At 34.1% G+C, this 20,234-nt stretch carries 24 protein-coding genes; 16 read left to right on the forward strand and 8 right to left on the reverse strand.

The genetic code is table 11. The annotated features are described in order from the left end of the window. Window positions 1–60: 60 nt before the first annotated feature. From J3D55_RS04855 to J3D55_RS04875, 5 genes are all read left to right on the forward strand, one after another. Window positions 61–681 carry a transposase gene (locus J3D55_RS04855; protein ID WP_259128574.1) on the forward strand — a complete coding sequence of 207 codons (621 nt, stop codon included), beginning with the start codon at window positions 61–63 and terminating at the stop codon, window positions 679–681. Window positions 682–830: 149 nt separating this feature from the next. After that, a complete protein-coding gene (locus tag J3D55_RS04860) occupies window positions 831–1,367 on the forward strand; it encodes an SMI1/KNR4 family protein (protein ID WP_259128575.1) in 537 nt (178 codons plus the stop codon). A 50-nt stretch (window positions 1,368–1,417) separates the two neighbouring features. Next, window positions 1,418–2,152 carry a DUF4241 domain-containing protein gene (locus tag J3D55_RS04865; RefSeq protein ID WP_259128576.1) on the forward strand — a complete coding sequence of 245 codons (735 nt, stop codon included), beginning with the start codon at window positions 1,418–1,420 and terminating at the stop codon, window positions 2,150–2,152. 3 nt (window positions 2,153–2,155) lie between these two features. Further along, complete coding sequence (locus tag J3D55_RS04870) at window positions 2,156–2,842, forward strand: SMUG2 DNA glycosylase family protein (RefSeq protein WP_259128577.1); 687 nt, start codon at window positions 2,156–2,158, stop codon at window positions 2,840–2,842. A gap of 6 nt (window positions 2,843–2,848) precedes the next feature. Continuing rightward, on the forward strand, window positions 2,849–5,545 hold the full coding sequence (locus J3D55_RS04875) for a DEAD/DEAH box helicase family protein (protein ID WP_259128578.1): 2,697 nt from the start codon (window positions 2,849–2,851) through the stop codon (window positions 5,543–5,545). 55 nt (window positions 5,546–5,600) lie between these two features. On the opposite strand, the gene J3D55_RS04880 is transcribed toward J3D55_RS04875, so the two are convergent. The 5 genes from J3D55_RS04880 to J3D55_RS04900 form a co-directional block, all read right to left on the reverse strand. Further along, on the reverse strand, window positions 5,601–6,419 hold the full coding sequence (locus tag J3D55_RS04880) for a phosphatidylinositol-specific phospholipase C domain-containing protein (RefSeq protein WP_259128579.1): 819 nt from the start codon (window positions 6,417–6,419) through the stop codon (window positions 5,601–5,603). A gap of 282 nt (window positions 6,420–6,701) precedes the next feature. Then, the gene (locus tag J3D55_RS04885) at window positions 6,702–7,529 is read right to left on the reverse strand and encodes a T9SS type A sorting domain-containing protein (protein ID WP_259128580.1); all 828 of its coding nucleotides are present in this window, start codon (window positions 7,527–7,529) and stop codon (window positions 6,702–6,704) included. 29 nt (window positions 7,530–7,558) lie between these two features. After that, on the reverse strand, window positions 7,559–8,098 hold the full coding sequence (locus tag J3D55_RS04890) for a phage tail protein (protein WP_259128581.1): 540 nt from the start codon (window positions 8,096–8,098) through the stop codon (window positions 7,559–7,561). A 54-nt stretch (window positions 8,099–8,152) separates the two neighbouring features. Further along, entirely contained in the window at window positions 8,153–8,695 is a 543-nt protein-coding gene (locus J3D55_RS04895) for a phage tail protein (protein ID WP_259128582.1), read from the reverse strand. A 279-nt stretch (window positions 8,696–8,974) separates the two neighbouring features. Then, on the reverse strand, window positions 8,975–9,319 hold the full coding sequence (locus J3D55_RS04900; RefSeq protein ID WP_259128584.1) for a hypothetical protein: 345 nt from the start codon (window positions 9,317–9,319) through the stop codon (window positions 8,975–8,977). Between the two features lie 266 nt (window positions 9,320–9,585). On the opposite strand from J3D55_RS04900, the gene J3D55_RS04905 reads away from it, so the two are divergent. Further along, window positions 9,586–10,350 carry an enoyl-CoA hydratase/isomerase family protein gene (locus tag J3D55_RS04905; RefSeq protein ID WP_259128585.1) on the forward strand — a complete coding sequence of 255 codons (765 nt, stop codon included), beginning with the start codon at window positions 9,586–9,588 and terminating at the stop codon, window positions 10,348–10,350. Window positions 10,351–10,389: 39 nt separating this feature from the next. Here the strand turns inward: J3D55_RS04905 and J3D55_RS04910 are convergent, their stop codons facing one another. Then, complete coding sequence (locus J3D55_RS04910) at window positions 10,390–11,991, reverse strand: class I SAM-dependent methyltransferase (RefSeq protein ID WP_259128586.1); 1,602 nt, start codon at window positions 11,989–11,991, stop codon at window positions 10,390–10,392. Window positions 11,992–12,338: 347 nt separating this feature from the next. Here J3D55_RS04910 and J3D55_RS04915 point away from each other — a divergent pair, with 347 nt between their 5' ends. The 10 genes from J3D55_RS04915 to J3D55_RS04960 all read left to right on the forward strand — a co-directional run bounded on the left by J3D55_RS04915 (window position 12,339) and on the right by J3D55_RS04960 (window position 18,770). Continuing rightward, entirely contained in the window at window positions 12,339–12,956 is a 618-nt protein-coding gene (locus tag J3D55_RS04915; RefSeq protein ID WP_259128587.1) for a hypothetical protein, read from the forward strand. Next, a complete protein-coding gene (locus tag J3D55_RS04920; RefSeq protein ID WP_259128589.1) occupies window positions 12,956–13,525 on the forward strand; it encodes a hypothetical protein in 570 nt (189 codons plus the stop codon). Before J3D55_RS04915 ends, J3D55_RS04920 begins: the two co-directional genes overlap by 1 nt. Window position 13,526: 1 nt before the next feature. Beyond that, window positions 13,527–13,823 carry a winged helix-turn-helix domain-containing protein gene (locus J3D55_RS04925; protein WP_259128591.1) on the forward strand — a complete coding sequence of 99 codons (297 nt, stop codon included), beginning with the start codon at window positions 13,527–13,529 and terminating at the stop codon, window positions 13,821–13,823. Between the two features lie 226 nt (window positions 13,824–14,049). Then, a complete protein-coding gene (locus J3D55_RS04930) occupies window positions 14,050–14,175 on the forward strand; it encodes a hypothetical protein (protein WP_259128592.1) in 126 nt (41 codons plus the stop codon). Window positions 14,176–14,624: 449 nt separating this feature from the next. Then, window positions 14,625–15,110: a Coq4 family protein gene (locus J3D55_RS04935; protein WP_259128593.1), complete on the forward strand. Its 486-nt coding sequence runs from the start codon at window positions 14,625–14,627 to the stop codon at window positions 15,108–15,110. Between the two features lie 7 nt (window positions 15,111–15,117). Next, the gene (locus J3D55_RS04940; RefSeq protein WP_259128594.1) at window positions 15,118–15,408 is read left to right on the forward strand and encodes a hypothetical protein; all 291 of its coding nucleotides are present in this window, start codon (window positions 15,118–15,120) and stop codon (window positions 15,406–15,408) included. A 10-nt stretch (window positions 15,409–15,418) separates the two neighbouring features. Further along, entirely contained in the window at window positions 15,419–16,795 is a 1,377-nt protein-coding gene (locus tag J3D55_RS04945) for a DUF4153 domain-containing protein (RefSeq protein WP_259128595.1), read from the forward strand. Between the two features lie 27 nt (window positions 16,796–16,822). Next, complete coding sequence (locus J3D55_RS04950; RefSeq protein ID WP_259128596.1) at window positions 16,823–17,521, forward strand: DUF1361 domain-containing protein; 699 nt, start codon at window positions 16,823–16,825, stop codon at window positions 17,519–17,521. A 144-nt stretch (window positions 17,522–17,665) separates the two neighbouring features. Next, entirely contained in the window at window positions 17,666–18,205 is a 540-nt protein-coding gene (locus tag J3D55_RS04955; protein ID WP_259128597.1) for a hypothetical protein, read from the forward strand. Window positions 18,206–18,257: 52 nt separating this feature from the next. Continuing rightward, complete coding sequence (locus tag J3D55_RS04960; protein WP_259128598.1) at window positions 18,258–18,770, forward strand: hypothetical protein; 513 nt, start codon at window positions 18,258–18,260, stop codon at window positions 18,768–18,770. Between the two features lie 295 nt (window positions 18,771–19,065). Here J3D55_RS04960 and J3D55_RS04965 read toward each other — a convergent pair whose 3' ends face one another. Together J3D55_RS04965 and dtd are read right to left on the reverse strand one after the other, a co-directional pair. Further along, window positions 19,066–19,749 (reverse strand): FKBP-type peptidyl-prolyl cis-trans isomerase, encoded by a 684-nt coding sequence (locus J3D55_RS04965; RefSeq protein ID WP_259128599.1) that lies wholly within the window; start codon window positions 19,747–19,749, stop codon window positions 19,066–19,068. 31 nt (window positions 19,750–19,780) lie between these two features. Next, entirely contained in the window at window positions 19,781–20,230 is a 450-nt protein-coding gene (gene dtd, locus J3D55_RS04970) for a D-aminoacyl-tRNA deacylase (protein WP_259128600.1), read from the reverse strand. Between the last annotated feature and the right edge of the window lie 4 nt (window positions 20,231–20,234).

Here is a 20,234-nt window from a genome sequence, read left to right on the forward strand (position 1 = left end):
CCTTGTCAAGGTTCAAAACCTTGACAAGGATGATTAACAAAAGCAAAACACACAAATAAGATGACAGACATTAGAACTACACCCATTGAAACGGATCGATTTTACCATATTTATAATCGTGGAATTAACGGAGAAAATATTTTTAAATCAGATCGAAATTACTTGTTCTTTCTCAATAAAATGTCTGAATTTATAATTCCTGTTTGTGATGTATATGCATATTGTCTTATGCCGAATCATTTTCATCTTTTAGTCAGGATAAAATCTGATGAAGAGTTGGAGAGTCTTGTCAAGATTTCGAACCTTGACAAGGCTCTTAAAACGGGTCTTCATTCTCCTCAGAATATTTTCTCAAAACAATTTGCTCGAATTTTCAATTCTTATTCCCAGGCTTTTAATAAAGAAAATAACAGACATGGTGCTCTTATTGAATCTCCGTTTAAAAGAAAACTGATTACATCGGATGAATATTTAATTAATACAATTATTTATATTCATCAAAATCCGCAAAATCATTCTGCGACGACTGCGTTTTCAAAATATAATTTTTCTTCTTATCAATCTATTTTAAGTAATTCAAAAACCTTATTGAAAAGAGATGAGGTTATTGAATTATTTGATAATAGAGAAAATTTTATCATGTCACATAAAAAAGCTATTGATCTTAATTATGAGTTTTAACTTTGTTCTAAATCTAATTACAGGCCGCAATCCTTGTCAAGGTTTTAAACCTTGACAAGGATAAAAACATTTGTTTCAGCTTAGGTTCTTATTAAAAATCATAACTACTTTTACATTAAAATCAAAATCACATTTATTTAAAACAAAATATGGAACTACACTTTTTCAAAGACTTTGATTTTACCGATTTCTGGAGTGAAAGCAGTTATTCGGTAAGAGATTACATCGAAGAATTTCCTGATGATGAAATGATTTCTTCGATTGAGAATGAATTGGGATATAAACTTCCCGCTTCCTATATCGAATTAATGAGAATCCAAAACGGCGGATTGGTTGAAAAAAGCTGTTTCCCAACGACGGAAGATAATTCTTGGGCAGAAGATCATATCGCGATTACCGGATTGATGGGAATCGGAAGAGAGAAAACCTATTCTGTTTGCGGAGAACTCGGAAGTCAGTTTATGATCGACGAATGGGGATATCCTGCGATCGGGGTGTATATCGGTGATTGCCCTTCTGCGGGTCACGATATGATCTTGCTTGATTATTCTAATTGTGGAAAAGATGGCGAACCGGAAGTTGCACATGTAGATCAGGAAAGTGATTATAAGAAAATTTTTCTGGCGAAGGATTTTGAAACGTTTATCAAAGGATTAAAAGACGAAGAAGAGTTTGATTTAGATTAAATAAAATGTATTTTTAATTCTTAATTAAACCAAATTTAAAATATAAAAAAATGAACGATAGCTGGATGCAAAAATGGGAAGAAGTAAAAGATATTCTGACTTGTCCTACCGATCTGGAAACCTATTTTACTTCAAATGAAATTGCTGGTCAACAATTGGAAACGATGGAAATCGGAAACGTTTCTCTTCCTTCCGGGAAAGTGGTGGTGAGAGATCCGTTGGTTTCTCTGGATGCAAATCAATCGCCTTATTTCGTTCAGGCTCCGAAAGGGAATTTCCCAGTAACGATTGCAGTGGTAAAATCGGAAGATTGGGGCGACAGATATGCCGTAGTAAAAGTGGAATTTACTAAAGAAAAGCCTGTTGTTTACAGAGAAGCTTTAGTCGGGATTGAAGAACTGGAAGGCGTAACTGAAGATGATTTTTTCGGTTTTGGAGTGGATGCAGGTTTAGGCTGTATCACCGATGCAGAAGTCCTTCCTTTTGTGGATAAATTTTTCGAAGATGCAAATATCGATAACACCTACGACGATTATTTTGCCGATTTATTTGAACAAAGTTATAAAGCGAATCCTAAAAACCAAAGAGATGCGGGAGACTGGATCAATTGGGCGGTTCCGAATACTGAGTATCAGATTCCGATGTTTGCAAGTGGTTTTGGTGATGGTGAATATCCTGTGTATTTTGGGTATGATGCAAATGGAGAAATTTGTGGCTTATACATTCAGTTTATAGATATTGAATTAGCTCTAAGTGAAGAAGGAGACGAGGAAGACGCAGAATAAGATATGGATAAAACTTTTGCAGATAAAGTCATTGAGATTAATAAAAACTTACAATATTCCGGAAATCTTCCCGACGATTTTCAGGTTTTAAATCCTTATTTGGATAATCCTGAAACAATGGAGGTTATGCAGAAGTTTTATCATAAATATTACAACGATTCCCATCAAAGAAAATTTATTGTAGGTATTAATCCAAGTCGTCACGGAGCGGGAGTTACAGGCGTTCCGTTTACAGATACCAAACGTTTGGAAAGCGTCTGCGGAATCAAAATGCAATCTGCTCATACGCACGAAATTTCCTCTGTTTTTGTGTACGATATGATCGCCGATTACGGCAGAGCTGACGAATTTTACAGAGACATTTATATCAATTCCCCTTTTCCTTTGGCGATTGTAAGAAAGTCCAAAGGAAGCTGGATTAATGCTAATTATTACGATGATAAAGCACTTTTCAATGAGGTGAAAGATTTTATGATCGATACTTTAAAAAAGCATATCAGTTTGAATCTCGATACGTCGGAAGTCTTTATTTTGGGAAAGAAAAATGCAGATTTTATTTCAAAATTAAATCAGGAAGCGCATCTTTTTGAAAAAATGACGGTTTTAGAACATCCAAGATACATTCAGCAATACAAATTGAAGGAAAAGCAATTGTATATCGACAAATATATTTTAGCTTTAAAAAAATAGCGTCACATGAATTCATTTCCTTTAGGGTTAAAATTTAAATATAGCTGGAGAAAATATCAGAAAAATTTTTTGGATCATGTTGACGAATATCTTACCGACAATCATGTTCATATCGTAGCACCTCCAGGTTCTGGAAAAACAGTTTTAGGACTGGAATTAATGTTGAGATTAAATAAACCGACATTAATTGTTGCTCCGACTTTAGCCATCAGAAATCAATGGATTCAGAGGTTTTGTGAGCTGTTTCTTGATGTGGAAAATACGCCAGACTGGATTTCTACAGATATTAAAAACCCAAAATTTGTCACGGTTACAACCTATCAGGGAATTCACGCTGCTTGTAATTTGATAAAGGAAATTGAAACGGATGATGAAAGTTTTGAAGAAGAATGTTCTCCTGTTAAAATCTCTGAGCTTGTAAAGAAATTAAAAAAACAGAAAATAAAGACCTTCATTCTTGATGAAGCTCATCACCTGAAAAATGCGTGGTGGAAAAGCTTAATTGATCTTAAAAAAGAAATCGATCCTACGATTGTTGCATTAACGGCGACGCCGCCTTTTGATGTTTCCGGCGCAGAATGGCAGAAATATATCCAGCTGAATGGCGCTGTAGATGTAGAAATATCGGTTCCCGAATTGATGATCGAAGGCGATCTTTGTCCGCATCAGGATCTTGTGTATTTTACGTTGCCAACTGAAAAGGAAAAGCACAAAATTGAAGATTATTACAGCCATGCCAATGATTTTTTTGAGGAAATAAGAAACGATAAGATTTTATTGCTTGCCTTAGAAAACCATCCTGTTTATCAAGATCCGGAGCAATATCTCGACTGGATCTACGAAAATCTTTCTTCTTATACATCGGGATTGGTTTATTTAAAGTTCAGAGGAAAAGAAATTGCAGATATTCATTTTGAAATTGTTGGTGATCAGCAGAAAATTGTCCCTTATTTTGATTTTTTCTGGCTTGAAGAATTAATTGATTTTTACCTGTTTGTAGATGAAATTAATTTTAAACAATTTGAAGAACATCGCATCAATCTCGAAAATAAATTAAGACGAAATGGTTTTCTGGAGAAAAAATTGATCAGTTTTTTTAATAATAAAAATTTAACGCAAATTTTTAATTCAAGTATCGGAAAACTTCAGGGAATAAAGGAAATTGTAGATTTTGAATATGCTGTACTTAAAGATAATCTAAAAATGGTCATTCTTACAGATTTCATCAAAAAAGAATTTTTAACCAATACGATTGAGAACAATTTTGAACTGGATAAGATCGGAGCGATTCCTATTTTTGAGAAATTAAGAAGAGAAAATGTTGATCAGAAAAAGATCGGCGTACTTACAGGAAGTATTGTGATTATTCCTAAAAGTTCCAAAGAAATTTTTGATAGATTTTGCCATAAAAAAGGGATTGTAAATATTTCGGTTTCCCAACTTTCTTACGACGAAAATTACTTGTTAATCAACATTACCGATCAGGTAAGACACAATATCGTTCACATCATCACAGAGATTTTTCAGTTGGGTGAAATTCAGGTTTTAATAGGCACAAAATCGCTTTTGGGAGAAGGTTGGGACGCGCCGAAAATGAATTCTCTGATCTTGGCAAGTTTTGTGAGTTCGTTTGTCCTTTCCAATCAAATGAGAGGAAGAGTAATTCGTACGGATAAAGATGAGCCGCAGAAAACCGGGAATATTTGGCATCTTGTCTGTTTTGATGAAAAAAGCGAAACCGGAGGACAGGATTTTGATATTTTAAGAAGAAGATTCAAAACTTTTGTTGGAGTTTCAAACAACGACAATTCTTCTATTGAAAATAATTTTGAACGGTTGAATATTAAAATTATTGAAGATAAAAAAGAATTTTCTTTAATTAATCTGCAAACATTTTCTTTCGCAAGAGAACGTAAGAATCTTTCAAAGCGTTGGAAAACCGCTTTAGATAAAGGAAATGTTCTGATAGAAGAGATGAAAATCCCGGTCGAAACAATGCGGGAAAACAAAGAAATGAAAATGAATTATCTGAGAAAAATGATCGGAAATTTTTCAGGAATCATGATTTCTACCGTGCTTACTTTTCTGTATAAAATTGTTTCCGAGATTGTAAAATCATTGGACGATATCGATTCTATGGAAAACTTTTTCAGGTTTTCTTTTGTAGCGGGTCTTATTGGAATTATTATTTATGGTGGTAAGTTTTTCAGAGCGACAAAGCAATATTTAAAGTACAAAAACATTGCAAAACATCTGGAATTAATAGGAAATATTGTGTTGAAAAACCTTATTAATGAAAGAATTATTCATACGTCCGCTGAGAAATTAAAGGTAGTGACTTCAAGTGATATTTTCAAAAACTCAGTCTGTCATTTGGAAGGTGGAAGCAATTATGAAAGATCACAATTTATTCAGACCTTGCAGGAGTTGATTGCGCCTGTTGATAATCCGAGATATTTAATAGAGCAGAGAGATCGATTTTTTTTCATGAAAAAAAGTTCTTATTTTCCGATTCCGGAGATTTTTGCTAAAAATAAAAAAAGTGCAGAGTTTTTCCGAAGAACGTGGAGCGAAACTTTTGATACCTCTGATTTAATTTTTACAAGAACAACCGAAGGAAGAAGAGTTTTATTAAAGCTGAGATTTCAGTCTTTAATGAAGAGAAATGTACAGATAGAGCATCTTCACAAATGGACGAGATAAAATAAATCCCCCGAAAACTTCAGAGGATTTTGTCTTTGTGTCGTTAGAATCATGTTTATACTGCGGGAACAGCTGTTTTGAATTCATTGGAATTGATCAGACTTTGGATCAGTTTTTTATTTTCCGGTATCTCAGGATAATCCATCGGAACAATCCCGAATCTTCCTTTCTTATGAGATTGTAAATAGTCTAAAAATAATGGGTTGACTACTTTAGCAAGATCTATCGGTCGTGTAGAAGACGGTAAAATTCCTCCCGAAACTCCGGTTCCGCTTGAAAAATTAAAATACAATCTGTCTTTTTCGCCATTGGCAGCAGCAATCAAAGCGGGTTTTACATGTTCTGTGAATTTATCGGCTCTTTCGCTGCCCCAACTGTAATAGTTATCCTGAACATGGTATTTTATGCCGTCATTTATAAAAGAATCCGTGGCATCATTTGGCCATTTGTCAAAAAGATTAAGTCCGTCATGCGTACTGTTAACTTTTCCTGTCTCAAACCTTTTTACAAAAACAATTTTTTTTCTTATCTCATGAAGAGCCGGAATTCTGTTTTCTCTATAAAAATAAGAAGGATAATTGTTGGCAATTGTAATATTAAAATCATTGTAAAATTTCTCTTGCTTATCGTCGTTACTGGGATCAGATTCGTTTTTCACACACATAATGATCGTTTCGGTCTCGTGTCGGTTCAGAAAATCTACAAGCATATTGATAACCTGCCCGAAGTGAAGATTTAAGCCCAACGTCCCGTGATAAAACCATAATACATGATCGTCATCTGCATCATAACCTCTTTTCAAACGAAAATCTAAAAAACGGATTCCTGAATTAAGCTGATCTGTAAAATTCATTGTCTGGCATTGTGCGGGCAAAAATACAGTGTCATACGTTGCGCTGTCGTGAGTTTCCGGGGATGGTAAGCTCTGTAAGCTTTTTATTGTCGTCGAGTTTACTCATCCAATTCTGTGTAATTGTTGTTTCCATGGTTTTATTACTATTTTGAGATTAGTTTTTTAAGAAAAAGAAACCCCTGAATTTACTTCAAGGGATTTCATCACACTTATGTATTAGAATCTTTCGCGGTACAATCGCTTATTATTATAATTAAAGTTTTCATGGTTATTAGTTTCTAACTTTAATAGTAAGCTTTTAAATTACCTTTTAATGATCTTATAAGATTCCGAAGAAGATTTTACAATATAAACACCTTTCGGAAGTTCTGAAATATCAGTTTCATTTACTCCTTTTCTGGCTTCAATTGTTTTTATCAATTGCCCAGACTGGTTGTAAACTTCGAATTTTGTATTATCCAATGCATTAATGGTAAGAGGACCACTGGTTGGATTAGGATAAATATTGGTCGTCTCTTTAGAAGGTTTCACATCATTCGTTGCCAGTACAAGTCCGGTATCTTTTACCCAAGTGAAGGCATCAAGACCTCCGTAAGTGTATAGACCACCAAGAGTAACCTGCAGTTGGTCAATAATGATATTGCTATAATTCTGACCATTAAGATTGGTTAAATCAATTAATGTATAGCCGTTTGTAGAGCCTAAACCAGTTGCGAAACCAGTTGTTTTGGTTTGTGTAAACTTCGTTACTCCGGATAATTTACCGGTGACTGTAAGTGTTCCTGAAACGGTTTGGTTTAAACTGGTGTCAGACAAAAAGATCCAGAATCTGTTTGCTTTAAACAAATTTGAAGTTGATTTAATGCTGAATGATGCACCTACTGCAATGTTTCCTGCTCCCGAATTGTCAATATATCTGTTGTCATTGGCAGTTCCGTTCCATCCTGTATTGGGATAGTTTGACTGAATATCAAATCCGCCTACATGATTAAGAATGTTAAAGATCACTCCATTATCTGTGAAACTTGAACTGTTCTGAGATTCTGTTTCAAAAACTTCTGTACTTGTCTGCGCAAAGTTGAAAGTAGAAATTAGCAGACTACAGATTAATAAAAAAGTAGTGCTTTTCATGATTTTAAGTTTAGGTTGTTTGTAAAATTTTATGGTCTTGAAGGAAATATTCCCGCAACACAAATGATATAGTTTAATCCTAAGTAAGGAGGCATATTATTAACCGGCAAATTCTGACCTTGAAAGAAAACAGATTTTGGATTAATAACAGTATCAGGATCACCATTTACATAACTTGGAACTGCTGTAAAGTCTCTACCCACAGTATTTCCTGTAATTGCAATTGATGCGCTTGATGAAGGTGCAGCAGAATTTGCATTTGCATTTGCTACTTTCAATTGGCTGCTGATGCTTGGTAAGTTCGTGGTAAGGAGTGTCGTTTCTGGAGATCCTGCCATTTCACCAAGAGTATATGAACCAGTACTTGCGTTTCCTGCTCCGATCGGATATCGACCGTTTAGATTCGGCAATGCGAAAGTTGAAATTCCATCACCACCGTATGTAGTTCCTAAGATTGAAAAAAGAGCTGAATTTTGAGCAATGCTTAATAAAGCTCCATTGCAATACATAAAGTTTTTAGGAGCAAAATTGCCCGCAAACAATTTGATTACACCCATCATTTCTTCCATAATAATATATTTTTTTCAGTTATTAATTTTTATAAAGATCACGCTGTATTAAGATTATGGTCTTGAAGGGTAAATTCCTTCTACACAAATAATATAGAACATTCCTAAATAAGGAGGCATGTTGTTGACTGGAGCATTCTGCCCAACGAAAGAAACAGATTTTGCGTTGATAGTCGTATCGGGATCTCCGTTTACATAGCTTGGAATTGCCGTGAAGTCTCTCCCTACAGTATTTCCTGTAATGGCAATTGAAGAATTTGCTGCAGGTGCTGCAGAATTCCCATTCACTTTAGCTACTTTTAGCTGGCTGATAAAACTTGGTAGGTTTTGTACCATCAGAGTATTTTGTGGAGTTCCCGACATTTCTCCTAATTGATAATTTCTACCTGTATTCGAGTTTCCTGCCCCGATTGGGTAACGTCCGTTTAAGTTTGGTAAAGCAAAAGTGGAAATACCATCACCACCATAAATAGTTCCTAAAATTGAAAATAGTGCTTGGTTTTGAGCAATACTTAATAAAGCTCCATTGCAGAATAAAAACCCTCTTGGTGCGAAGTTTCCTGCAAATGATTTGATTACTCCGATCATTTCTTCCATGATTAATATTTTTTCAGTTTTAAATTTTCCTACTCTCTTCTTGGCTTTTCGGAGACCGCCATATCTTTAAAAACTTATGTCTTATTGACAAGTCAAAGTAACAACAATCATGAATTTTGAAGTAGAGTAGAAAATACCAAATTAACCGTTCAGTATTTCTACGTAATCAACTGATTAAAGGTAAACAAAAAAACCTTCAGATTAATCCGAAGGTTTCGATTTTTGTAAAAAAAAGTAAATATTATTAAAAATAATTTAACAATAACTTTTTACGATTGATTATTTCTGTTGTTCAGTCGGCTCTACGTGATCTTCCGGAGCAACATCTTCAAGCATATTTACAATTCTTGTAACAGCAAAAGAGTTGGGTCCTGTCTGAAGGATCGCAAAATTGCTGTAAGATGTTCCTGATGAAGTATAAGGAGTTGCTACAACATTCCCATTCGGAGTTTGTACAACAGCTGTAATTTCTGTAAGTAAACATACACCTCTGCTTTTCGCTTGCCAAGTCGTGTTTGGTGTTACTGTATAATTGTCGTCAGAACAAAAAGCACTCATATAAGAAACTTTTCCTGTTACGACATAATTTGTTGAATCTGTGATTTTTACTAGTGGATAAGACATGATATTAATTTTTTTGATTTGATTCCTACTCTTTTATGGTTTTTCGGATTCCCCAGTTCATATTTTGTTTTGAAGCTTCATTAAATGAACATTACAAATGTACAGCGCATCCATCATCAAATTATAGAGTACATTTTACCAAATTATATTTCCAGTATTTATACGGATTTCGAGACAGAAGCTTGCTCAACAATATTATCTTACTTAAATCTTCTTCAAAAGCCGCACATTTAGTATTTTTGTAAGAATTCAAATAAATCTAAATAATGAACGAATTCGTAGTATCGGAACTTAAAAACAATATCGCCGAAATCACATTCGGAACTCCGAAAAGCAACGCTCTTCCGGGAGCGATTCTTGAAAAACTGGCACAGACAATTTTAGAAGAAGGCGCAAAAGATGAGGTAAAAGCAATTCTTGTAAAAAGTGAAGGCGAAAAAGCTTTCTGCGCCGGAGCAAGTTTTGATGAGCTTTTGGAAATCGAAGAATTGGAGAAATCGACAAAATTTTTCGGAGGTTTTGCAAAAGTTCTGAATGCGATGAGAAACTGTGGTAAGATCGTTGTAGTAAGAGTTCAAGGAAAAACAACAGGAGGTGGAGTAGGAATCGCTTGTGGAGCAGACTATTGTTTTGCAACAAAGGATTCTGCGTTGGCTTTAACGGAGATCAATTTAGGAATCGGACCTTTCGTGATCGGACCTTATGTAGAAAGAAAAATCGGAAAATCTCAGTTTTCAGCAATGGCAATCGATGCAGATTTCAGATCGGCAGAATGGGCAGAACAGCATAATGTTTATCATTCGGTTTCAGAAAATATCGCGGAAATGGATGGGAAACTAGAGAAGTTCCTTCAGACGTTGGCTTCAAGAAGCAGTGATGCATTAGCTTTAATTAAAAAAGTTTCATGGGAAGGAACAGAGCATTTCAACGAATTGATGCCTGCAAGAATTCATATGAGTGCAAGTTTGATCTTGGAAGATTCTGCAAAGAAAAATATCGGAGCAATTAAAGAAAGATTAAGAGCAAAATAAAAATAAAGCGTTGAAATTTTCAACGCTTTTATTTTTGAATCAAGCTTTCAACAAATTAATAGAAACCGTTGCCAGTTCAGAATTAGGAAATTTCCGGAAGAGCTCTTTATCGATATTCAATCCGGCTTCTAGACATATTTTTATAAAAACATCAATTTCCAGAATATATTGGTCAGAAAAGCCATGCGTTGCTTCATAAGCTGTGGCAGCTGTTTTTCCTAAATTTTCACTGGTCAGTTTTGGATCGAGAGAATGCAGTTCGATAATTAAAAGTCCGTTTTTCTTAATATAAGGAAGCCAAAGCTCAATATGTTCTTTTAAGCTTTCCTCCACCAAGTTGTTGGATAGTCTTTTTCCTTTAAAAGCAAATGCGCCTGTTGAAGTGCTGATTCTCTCAGGATTCTTATTTTCAGGAGTTTTCCATATTCTGTTGTGATCGAGAAAAGTACGAATGTTCAAGAGATCAGAAAGATTAATATCATAACTTTCCTTCAGATCTTCCGCTAGTTTTTGAGGATTTCCGATGTCTCCCCAAATTACTTTTGCCCAAATATCATTATTGATGAGGTTGGCTCTCGTTACCTTTAAAGCAGCAGGATTATAATCTGCACCTACTAAGAATAAAGGATATTCTTCCAACATCTTTCCACGGAGTGTGTGTCTTTCGATAGTTTCAAAAATATGCTGGATAAAAGCTCCGTTTCCGCAACCCATATCCAAAACGCCTTTTGGCTGCAGATGAATCGGTCGGTTGAAAATCTCAATAATAAAATCGTTGGCTACTTTAAAATAATTAGAATGCGCACCGCCACTTCCCCAAACATTCATGGCTCGGTCTACATGTATTTCATCTTCTCCTTCTGCGATTTCTCTCATTTTAGAAGGATTTCCGAATAAAAGATCATCCATTTTGTTCAACAAAAGAAGATAAGAAACGGTAACTCCGTAAGATGCTGCTCTTTTGGCGAAATAAAGCCCTGTTTCCGTAAATTTATAATTGTTCTTAGACTTTTTAAACCAATCTAAATGGGCAAGAAAATCCAGAATAATTTCAAAGTTCTCATCATTTTTATGAAACTCTGCTGCCTGAAACGACGTTTCCATGAAATATTTATGAAACATTCCCGTCATTCCCAGATAAACAATGATAGGACCGATAACACAGCCTTCAATATGTTTTAAAATCTGTTCCTGAACTCTTTTTTCATCGGGATCTTCAGAAAGTGTAATTCCAAAATTATTTTTTAAGGAATCGGTAAGTTGTGTAAATTCCTCAATGAATGTGCTTTCGACAATCCGGCTTTTTATATCCGTATATTTTTTTTGAAAAGAAACAGCCTTCAGATAAAGAGGAGAATATTTTTGCAGATATTGAGTAGACTCGTTTTTTGAAATAATGATCTCGTCGGTTTCATTATGTACCGAATATTCTATAAAACCTTGAGACGACAGCGTGCGCAAAGCTACATTAAGATAGCCTTCATTGGCTTTGAAAGTTTCCGTAAGTTCTGCAAGAGCCACTTTTTCTTTATCACTAATATAGCAGATAACATCCCTCTTTATTAGTGAAGCAACCGTCGGAGCCGTTACAATACCGTCCAAATGCCTGAAAATTAATGAGCGCGAAAATTCTTTATTCATATTGTAGCGTTTGTTTTCTAAAGTTAAGGATTACTTATCAAACTTGTTTACCCATTTTATTTGAAGCTATTTGACTTCGTCGAATTGTAATTTTATATATTCTTTAAGGAGCAATTTGATTACATCGAAAAGCTATTTTGTTGTTCTTTCAACAGATGGAAATAAATACATCATTTGCCATTCCGATTTTAAACCTAAAATAAGTAAGTCATGAAAAGTTTGTGATCTTTACTTTTAAATTAATTTTTAGTAGTAAAATCGACAATCAAAAAAATAATCAGGAAAATTTGAATAATTATTTTGCAGATTAAAATTTAATTATAACTTTGTAATTCAAAGTTCTTTTTATGGATTCAAAAAACTATCACGAAGACTTATCACACATTCGTTCCATGATGGAGCGTTCTTCAAGGTTTATCTCATTAAGCGGATTATCCGGAGTGGTTGCAGGATTGGCTGCAATTATTGGTGCGGTGTACGTTTATTTTGTTTTTCAGAGAGAGGGAATCAGTTATTTGGATGGACAGCGAAATATTCTTGGTCCGTCTTTGGTGAGAGAACTTGTAGTTATCGGGATTGTAATTCTGGTTGTGGCAATTCTTAGCGGATATATTTTCACCGCAAATAAAAGCAAAAAGAAAGGATTGAAGATTTGGGACGGAACAACTAAGCGTCTTTTGGCTACCTTTGCAGTGCCTTTGGTGGCGGGAGGATTCTTCTGTCTGGCTCTTCTTTATCATCATCTTTTTGTGTTCATTGCTCCGGCTACACTCATTTTTTATGGGTTGGCTTTGGTAAGCGCAGAACGATATACGTTGACAGATGTAAAATATTTAGGATATTTTGAAATTGTGTTGGGATTGATTTCTTTATTCTTTTTGGGATGGGGATTGCTTTTTTGGGCATTTGGTTTTGGAGCTTTACATATTGTTTACGGCTTGATCATGCATAAAAAGTATAAATAGTGGGTATCGGTTTTGTAATTCTTGTTTTATTAGGATTATTTTTGTTGACCATATCTATAGTTCTATTTTTCTTTTTTAAAAAGCGAGGGAATTTGAAACTAGGTATATTGTTTTCAGGTGTTTTATCTTCAATTGTAATTGTACCTTTTTTATTTTTTGTTTTTGAAAGTGAATTTTATTTTAAATCTGATGCAAAAGAAGATTTGAAATTAATAAATATAGTATTGAAAGACAACTTTAAAATTGTTTTTAATAAGATTGTTGGAGTCACCGATTATTATCAAACTACATATCTTAAGATTTCAAATGAAGATAAAAAAAGAGTTATAAATGCTATTAAAAATGCTCAAAATTTTAAAGCTTTAGAATCAGATGATAGTACTTTAATGAATAAAATTTTAGAGTTTGGAGATTTAGAAAAGCCGAAAAGAATAATTTGGAACTACAAACGTAATGGCGAATTTGTGCGAGAATTTTATTACAAAGAAAATAATTATGTACCAATTTCTATGTGTGTAAGTGTAAAATTAAATTCTGACACGTTAATTATAAAAAGGATAGAAGATTAAAATGATAAAAATAAATCAACTCAACAAAGAATTCGAAAGCCGTGTGAGATTGGGCATTATGTCCGTTCTTATGGTCAACGACTGGGTTGATTTTTCGGAAATGAAAAATTTGCTGGAAATTACAGATGGAAATTTGGCAAGTCACAGCAACGCGTTGGAAAAAGTAGGATATATTGAAGTGAAAAAAGAATTTGTGGGGAAAAAACCGCGAACTTCTTACAGGGTAACCCAAAGTGGGAGAGAAGCTTTTACAGAACATTTGAATGCTTTGGAAAAATTATTAGGGAGGGAGCTCTAAAATTTTTTTATCATTTTACTTTGAATTGCAAAGTACTTTATAAACTTAAAACTTAAAAATATGACTTTAGAAAAACAAAAATCAACAATCATTTTCGCTGTCCCGGTTTTATTGATGGCTACAGCGTTATTCGGAAACCTTTTTGTAGAAGGTTGGAAACTGGTCACCTTTCGATTTCATTATTGCAGCTGTTTTACTTTTCGGAACCGCTTTCTTTATTAATCTGGTGATTAAATCTAAAAAGACTTTAGTCTCAAAATTAATCGTCTGTTTTGCCATTTTGCTGGTATTGGCTTTAGTGTGGATCGAACTGGCTGTCGGGATTTTCGGAAGTCCGTTTGCGGGAAGTTAGATAAATCCAACAATTGAATTAAGGTATACGCAATTTGGAAAATCAGCAATATTCAAAACTTACTTCTCTAATACGATTTTTGAAAATCCAAAGATTGTTTTAAATGCAGATATGAATCATTTTTACACCAAAACCAACTAAAATAAGCGACATGGATAATAAAGATATTTTAGCGATTGGAAAGAATGTATTTTGGTTTTCGTTTTTGGGAGGAAGTCTTTCTTTTTTTGGAATTTTTTTAGGACATATAACTAAATTGATTGTATTTAATGGTTTGATTTTCTGCCTATTCGTTCTGATAAATGCAATTGTATTTTTCTGTTTGTTGGGGTATGGATTAATACATCAATCTAAATTTATAATCTGTCTTAAATCCGCTTCAATGCTTCTGATAAATATTCCCATCTCTTTTATTTATGGATGTTTAATTAACTATTAAAAATAAAACTATGAAAAAAATACGCGTTCAATTTCTTCTTTTCGTCTACGACAAAACTCAAAAAATTTACAGAAAATATTTCAAAAAGAAGAAAAGACAATGGCAATTCACAGAAAAGCAATTGCTGGAATTTCAGGAAGATTCTTTGGGAAGAATGCTTGGTGAATTTTACAAAAAGCACGGTTTTACCATGATTCCTAAAATGGAAGACCACGATGTTCATCATCTGATTACTGGTTGCGGAACCAATTTTGAGGACGAGATCGCCATGCAGTTTCTTTTGCTAGGAAACGGAAAACTGAATGCCCATCTTTTGGCAGCAATCGTTCTCGGAACTCTTATTTTACCGGAATATATGAAAATTTATCTCGAGGCTTATAAAAAAGGACAAAATATGAGACCGTTCTATCACTGGGATTTTGAAGCTTTGCTTTGGCAAAATTTCGAAAACCTTAGAGATTTCGTTCAGCAGAAAAATCCGACAGTTTTATATTAATGATCTTATGAGAAATATAAAATTTTCTTTGGAAGGGAAAGTGACGTTCTGTCTTTCCTTTGTTATCGGGACATTGATTCTTCTCGGTTATTTATTGACGAAAAATGATTCTTTGGTCTGGATAGGATTTTATTATGTTTTGATAGCTTTAATTATCAATCTGCTGATGTTTTTCCACGAACTAATATTTTTTCTATCCAATATACCGAACAATAAAACCCACGGAAATTCAGCATTGCTCATGCTTCTCAATGTTCCGATTACGATACTGTATATTTCAATTGTCTTCAACCTTTAATTCAAAAAACATGAAAACACATCATTATATATTTCTTACCACGATCTTGTTCGTTATCGTATTTTACGATCAGAATGTAGGTCTTAACCTCGGAATTATCGGGATTATTTACTCCGTACTGACCTTTTTCAGAACTCCGGTAAAAAACAGAACCAAAACGTTTCTTTTTCTTTTCATTACGAGTATTCTTTCAAGTATTGCGTTTGCTTGGTACGGAGATTTTCCTTCATTTTTGGCGATTGCAAGTTCGATTTTATTGTTAGGATACCGATCGCGAAACCGAAGAATGAAAATTTTATTCCTGATTCCGGTTTTTGTTATTAATTGTTTTACTTCGTTTTGCCGTTTTTTCAGCTTTGATGAATGGCTTCCGAAGAAAAACGTTCCCGGATTGTGGCAGAAAACGCTGGCTTTTGTATTGATTCCTTTGGTTTTAATCTCTGTTTTCTTCGGGATTTATTCTGCAGGAAGCGACCATTTTGCCAATCTTTTTGCAAATCTTGAATTTGATATTAATTTCTGGCAGCTATTCGCAATGATTGTGTTAGGATTTTTTATCGCTTTTAATTATTGGAATTACGCCGTTGAAAAATTCATCTACAAAAACAATCATATTTTAGATAATGATTTTGAGGAGAAGCATAAAATTCAGAAATCGACGTATTCTTTTCTGGATCTGGAGGCGGAAAGAATGAGCGGTGTCATTTCTTTCTTTGCCTTAAATGTTTTGTTGATTTTTTTCATCATTACTTACAATTACGAACAGTTTTATGAAGCTACAAAATCTCCAATTCAGCTTTCGGAAGAAACACACGAAAGAGTAAATGCCGTAATTATGTCAATTGTAATGGCGATTTTGGTGATTATGTTTTATTTTAAATCTAATTTTAATTTTGATCCAAAAGCAGGTTTAATGAAAATTTTAGTCAAAATCTGGATTTTCCTGAATGCCGTGCTTGTGATTTCCGCAATGGTGAAAAACTCAGAATACATTATCAATTACGGATTTACCTACAAAAGACTGGGCGTTTATGCTTTCCTGATTTTATCATTAATTGGTTTGATGACGACTTTCATTAAAATTCAGACCAAAAAAAGAAATACTTTCCTTTTCAATACGATGACTTGGTATGTTTACGGGACAATTCTTCTTTGCAGCTATGTAAACTGGGGCGGAATCATCACTTCGGAGAATATGAAACGTAAAGATTTTGCTTTAAATTATCATAAAACAGCGATCAATTTCAGTGAAAAAGCATTATTAAAATATGCCGAAGAAAAACATGATGAGAAACTGAAAGCCGAGATTTTGAATTTAGACCGGGTGAAATTTCAAAAGAATGAAAAATTCCTTTCCAAAGTTATTTATTATCAAAACATTAAATGAAAAAATTATAATTAAAGCTTTTATAAAATGATTAAGAAACTAAAAGAAAATCAAAGATTTGAAATCACAATATTGTTGATTTTCATGACGATATTTTGCTTCAGCCTTTCCATTTTCAGATATTACATCAGCGAAACGAAAGTGTTTTTCTTTCTAAACTGGAACTTATTTCTTGCCGGAATCCCGTTTCTCATCAGTAGTTTTTTATTGATTTTTAATATTAAAAGTAAGCTCTCATTAATTATTGCTATTGTAGTCTGGATCCTTTTTTTTCCAAATTCTCCCTATATTTTGACCGATCTTTTTCATTTAAAAATAAGAAGTTCAGTTCCGATCTGGTACGATTTGGTGGTGATTTTATCTTACGCATGGACAGGTTTATTCTTCGGATTTATCAGTTTGCTGGATATTGAAAAACTGCTTTCAGCTTATTTCAGAAGATCAACGATCAATATAATCACCGTTTCATTTTTATTTCTGACAAGTTTTGGAGTTTATTTAGGGAGATTTTTGAGATGGAACAGTTGGGATATTCTGAATAATCCTTTTGGTTTGTTTAATGATATTGCGGTAAGAATTATCTATCCGATGGAATACACAAAAACGTGGGGAGTCACTATTTTAATGGGGATTATGCTCAATTTCATGTATTTTATGATGAAGTCTATGAAAAACATACACAAACCTGAGATTGATCATGAAATCAGGAATTCTACTCATTTCTAAGGATGAAATTCTGCTAATGGAACAATTTTGGCTTCTTAACATATTCAAAATTGAATAACTGTTTTTCAATCTAAATTAGGCATTAAAACCGAAAATCAAATTCAAAAAGTCAAAAGGCTTTCCTATCATTTAAAAATAATTATTATGAAAAAATCCTTATTGCTAATCCCGTTGATTATTATTTCATGTAAAAAAGATCCGAGTGTTCTGGAGACTCAGAATAAAGATTCAATGGCGGTTAGCGAACAGCCTGCTTCTACAGAAAAACCGGATTCTGCTGCATTGAGAATGAAGGATTCTATTATTAATAATGCTCCGAAAACCAAAGAAGTCTTGAAAAAAGGAGTGATGAGAAGCGTGAAAGACGGACAGATTATCCGAACGGTGGATGCAGAACAGTTTCCTTTAACGTTGGGTGAAGAATTTACCAAAGACGAACAGGAATTTATTTTAAAAATAACAGATTTTGACAAGCCGACTCTGAAAGCCAAAATTTCAACAAAAGAAAAAGATTTTAATATTCGTTTCAACCAGATCAAATTACCGAACGGTGATTATGACGGACCTTTTGGAAGAGAAATTACATACGATGTGAAGGGAAAAGGAGAGGTTTGGTTGATGATCGGGAAAAGCAATATGGCTTCCGGAAATACAAAAGGAAGTTTTACGGTAAGTGTTGAATAATTTTAACCGATTTGGTACAATTTCTGCAAAGAAAACTTTAAAATTTATCATTATGAAAAATATATTTTTGACAGCGGCAGTAGCTTCGGTTGCTCTTGTAAGTTGTGGAACGGTGCAGTCGTTGGTTCAGAATACATTTCCTTATACAGCCAATGTTTTAGTTTCCACGGGAGTTCCTGCTGATAAAGAGGTTTCTTCTACTTCCACTGCTACCAATGTGCAGACTTGGTTTGGTGGAAATAACAATGCGAAAATTAAAGATGTGAGAATTTCGGATGCGAAAGTTTCCGTAGTTTCTCCTTCTGGCGGAAATCTTAGCGCTTTAAAATCGATTAAAGTATATATTTCTTCAAGCGGAACCGGAGAAAAACTGGTTGCTTCAAGATCAAATGTTTCTACGGATGCTTCAAGCTTAAATCTTGATTTGGGAAATTCCGGTTTTCTGGATGAAGTGGTGAAAAGTACCGGAGTTACCGTAAGAACGGTTTACGAATTGAAAAATCAGACCAGTTCAGATATGAACCTTAAAATTGCACTTAATTTTAGCAGTGTTCCTGCAAATTAGTTTTTTTATAAAAGTTTATTTTAAAAAACGTCTTTCAAAATTTTTGAAAGACGTTTTTGATTTTTTATGGGTAAAGAGATTATTAAAATCTGCAATCGATATCAATTGGAACGGGCTTTAGCCCGTTTAAACAAAGTAGAAACATCATTTGGCTTTAGCCAAAACTTAATTTCAATACCTTCTGACTTTTTTTATCAGGCTGGAAATTTCTTGTCATTAATTTAATATAAAAAGAGATTCTTCCCACACCAAAAGCTTTTAGATTCTGTTTAAATTTTCTTATCCCAAACTCAGATTATTTAAAATCTACCAACTCAACTTCGAAAATAAGAGCTGCTCCCGGAGGAATTACACCACCTGCACCGTTGTCTCCGTAAGCAAGATCGGATGGGATGTAAAATCTGTATTTTGCCCCTTTGCTCATCAGTTGGATACCTTCTGTCCATCCCGGAATAACACCCGAAAGGTTCAGCTCGATTGGTTTTCCGCCATTTTTATCTGTAGAATCGAAAACAGTTCCGTCCATCAATTTTCCTGTGTACGTTACATTAGCCGTGCTTGAAGCGGTAGGTTTTCCTTTTCCGTCGCCTTCTTTCAGCACTTCATATTGTAAACCGCTTGCTGTAGTTGTTATTTTCTTATTCAGCTTGTTTTTAGCAAGAAATTCTGCGCTTTTCTTCTTGTTTTCTTCTGCCTGTAATTTTGACTGTGCCTGCTTTTTCTCGTTTTGTTTCTGCATGAAACCCTGTAAGAATGTGCTTAATTCTTCTTTTGGGAATAATTTTGGCTTATCAGAAAATTCGTCTTTTATCGCCTGAGCCAAAAGCTCCGGATCTACCGGAAATGCTTGTTTTTTCATGTTTTGAGCGATGTCTAAACCGATATAATAAGATGCTTTTTGATCTTCAGTGTAAGATTTTTGAGCGAATGCAAAGTTGACTCCTGTAAGAAGAACTAAGGTAACTAAGGTTTTTTTCATTTTTTGAATTAAAATATAATCTGTTGTAAATTTAAGCTTTTGTAATAGAATCCATCACGATGGTCACAGGACCATCGTTGAGTAAGGAAACTTTCATATCTGCGCCGAAAATTCCGCTTTCGGTTTTCAGTCCGGATTTTGATATTTCTTGTTTAAAATAATCAAAAAGAGGAATCGCTTTATCGGGTTTTGCAGCTTTAATGAAAGACGGTCGGTTTCCTTTTTTATAATCAGCAATTAAGGTAAACTGACTGATACAAAGGATTTCTCCTTGAATATCCTGTACAGAAAGATTCAGTTTGTCGTCTTCATCTCCGAAAATTCTTAGATTTAAAATCTTCTGAACAAGCCATTCTGCATCGGTTTTTTCATCATTTTCATCAATTCCCACCAAAAGCATTAATCCTTTCCCGATTTCACCAACGATTTTTCCGTCGACTTTTACATGGGATTCGGAAACTCTTTGTATAACGACTTTCATTTTT

The organism is Chryseobacterium ginsenosidimutans (genome assembly GCF_024807225.1).
Taxonomy (GTDB): Bacteria; Bacteroidota; Bacteroidia; order Flavobacteriales; family Weeksellaceae; genus Chryseobacterium; species Chryseobacterium ginsenosidimutans.

Bases quoted from the DNA above. Each gene is read 5' to 3' on its own strand.
- J3D55_RS04855 (WP_259128574.1), top strand. From the start codon at position 61: ATGACAGACATTAGAACTACACCCATTGAAACGGATCGATTTTACCAT.
- J3D55_RS04860 (WP_259128575.1), top strand. From the start codon at position 831: ATGGAACTACACTTTTTCAAAGACTTTGATTTTACCGATTTCTGGAGT.
- J3D55_RS04865 (WP_259128576.1), top strand. From the start codon at position 1,418: ATGAACGATAGCTGGATGCAAAAATGGGAAGAAGTAAAAGATATTCTG.
- J3D55_RS04870 (WP_259128577.1), top strand. From the start codon at position 2,156: ATGGATAAAACTTTTGCAGATAAAGTCATTGAGATTAATAAAAACTTA.
- J3D55_RS04875 (WP_259128578.1), top strand. From the start codon at position 2,849: ATGAATTCATTTCCTTTAGGGTTAAAATTTAAATATAGCTGGAGAAAA.
- J3D55_RS04885 (WP_259128580.1), bottom strand. From the start codon at position 7,529: ATGAAAAGCACTACTTTTTTATTAATCTGTAGTCTGCTAATTTCTACT.
- J3D55_RS04890 (WP_259128581.1), bottom strand. From the start codon at position 8,098: ATGGAAGAAATGATGGGTGTAATCAAATTGTTTGCGGGCAATTTTGCT.
- J3D55_RS04895 (WP_259128582.1), bottom strand. From the start codon at position 8,695: ATGGAAGAAATGATCGGAGTAATCAAATCATTTGCAGGAAACTTCGCA.
- J3D55_RS04900 (WP_259128584.1), bottom strand. From the start codon at position 9,319: ATGTCTTATCCACTAGTAAAAATCACAGATTCAACAAATTATGTCGTA.
- J3D55_RS04905 (WP_259128585.1), top strand. From the start codon at position 9,586: ATGAACGAATTCGTAGTATCGGAACTTAAAAACAATATCGCCGAAATC.
- J3D55_RS04910 (WP_259128586.1), bottom strand. From the start codon at position 11,991: ATGAATAAAGAATTTTCGCGCTCATTAATTTTCAGGCATTTGGACGGT.
- J3D55_RS04915 (WP_259128587.1), top strand. From the start codon at position 12,339: ATGGATTCAAAAAACTATCACGAAGACTTATCACACATTCGTTCCATG.
- J3D55_RS04925 (WP_259128591.1), top strand. From the start codon at position 13,527: ATGATAAAAATAAATCAACTCAACAAAGAATTCGAAAGCCGTGTGAGA.
- J3D55_RS04935 (WP_259128593.1), top strand. From the start codon at position 14,625: ATGAAAAAAATACGCGTTCAATTTCTTCTTTTCGTCTACGACAAAACT.
- J3D55_RS04940 (WP_259128594.1), top strand. From the start codon at position 15,118: ATGAGAAATATAAAATTTTCTTTGGAAGGGAAAGTGACGTTCTGTCTT.
- J3D55_RS04945 (WP_259128595.1), top strand. From the start codon at position 15,419: ATGAAAACACATCATTATATATTTCTTACCACGATCTTGTTCGTTATC.
- J3D55_RS04950 (WP_259128596.1), top strand. From the start codon at position 16,823: ATGATTAAGAAACTAAAAGAAAATCAAAGATTTGAAATCACAATATTG.
- J3D55_RS04955 (WP_259128597.1), top strand. From the start codon at position 17,666: ATGAAAAAATCCTTATTGCTAATCCCGTTGATTATTATTTCATGTAAA.
- J3D55_RS04960 (WP_259128598.1), top strand. From the start codon at position 18,258: ATGAAAAATATATTTTTGACAGCGGCAGTAGCTTCGGTTGCTCTTGTA.
- J3D55_RS04965 (WP_259128599.1), bottom strand. From the start codon at position 19,749: ATGAAAAAAACCTTAGTTACCTTAGTTCTTCTTACAGGAGTCAACTTT.
- dtd (WP_259128600.1), bottom strand. From the start codon at position 20,230: ATGAAAGTCGTTATACAAAGAGTTTCCGAATCCCATGTAAAAGTCGAC.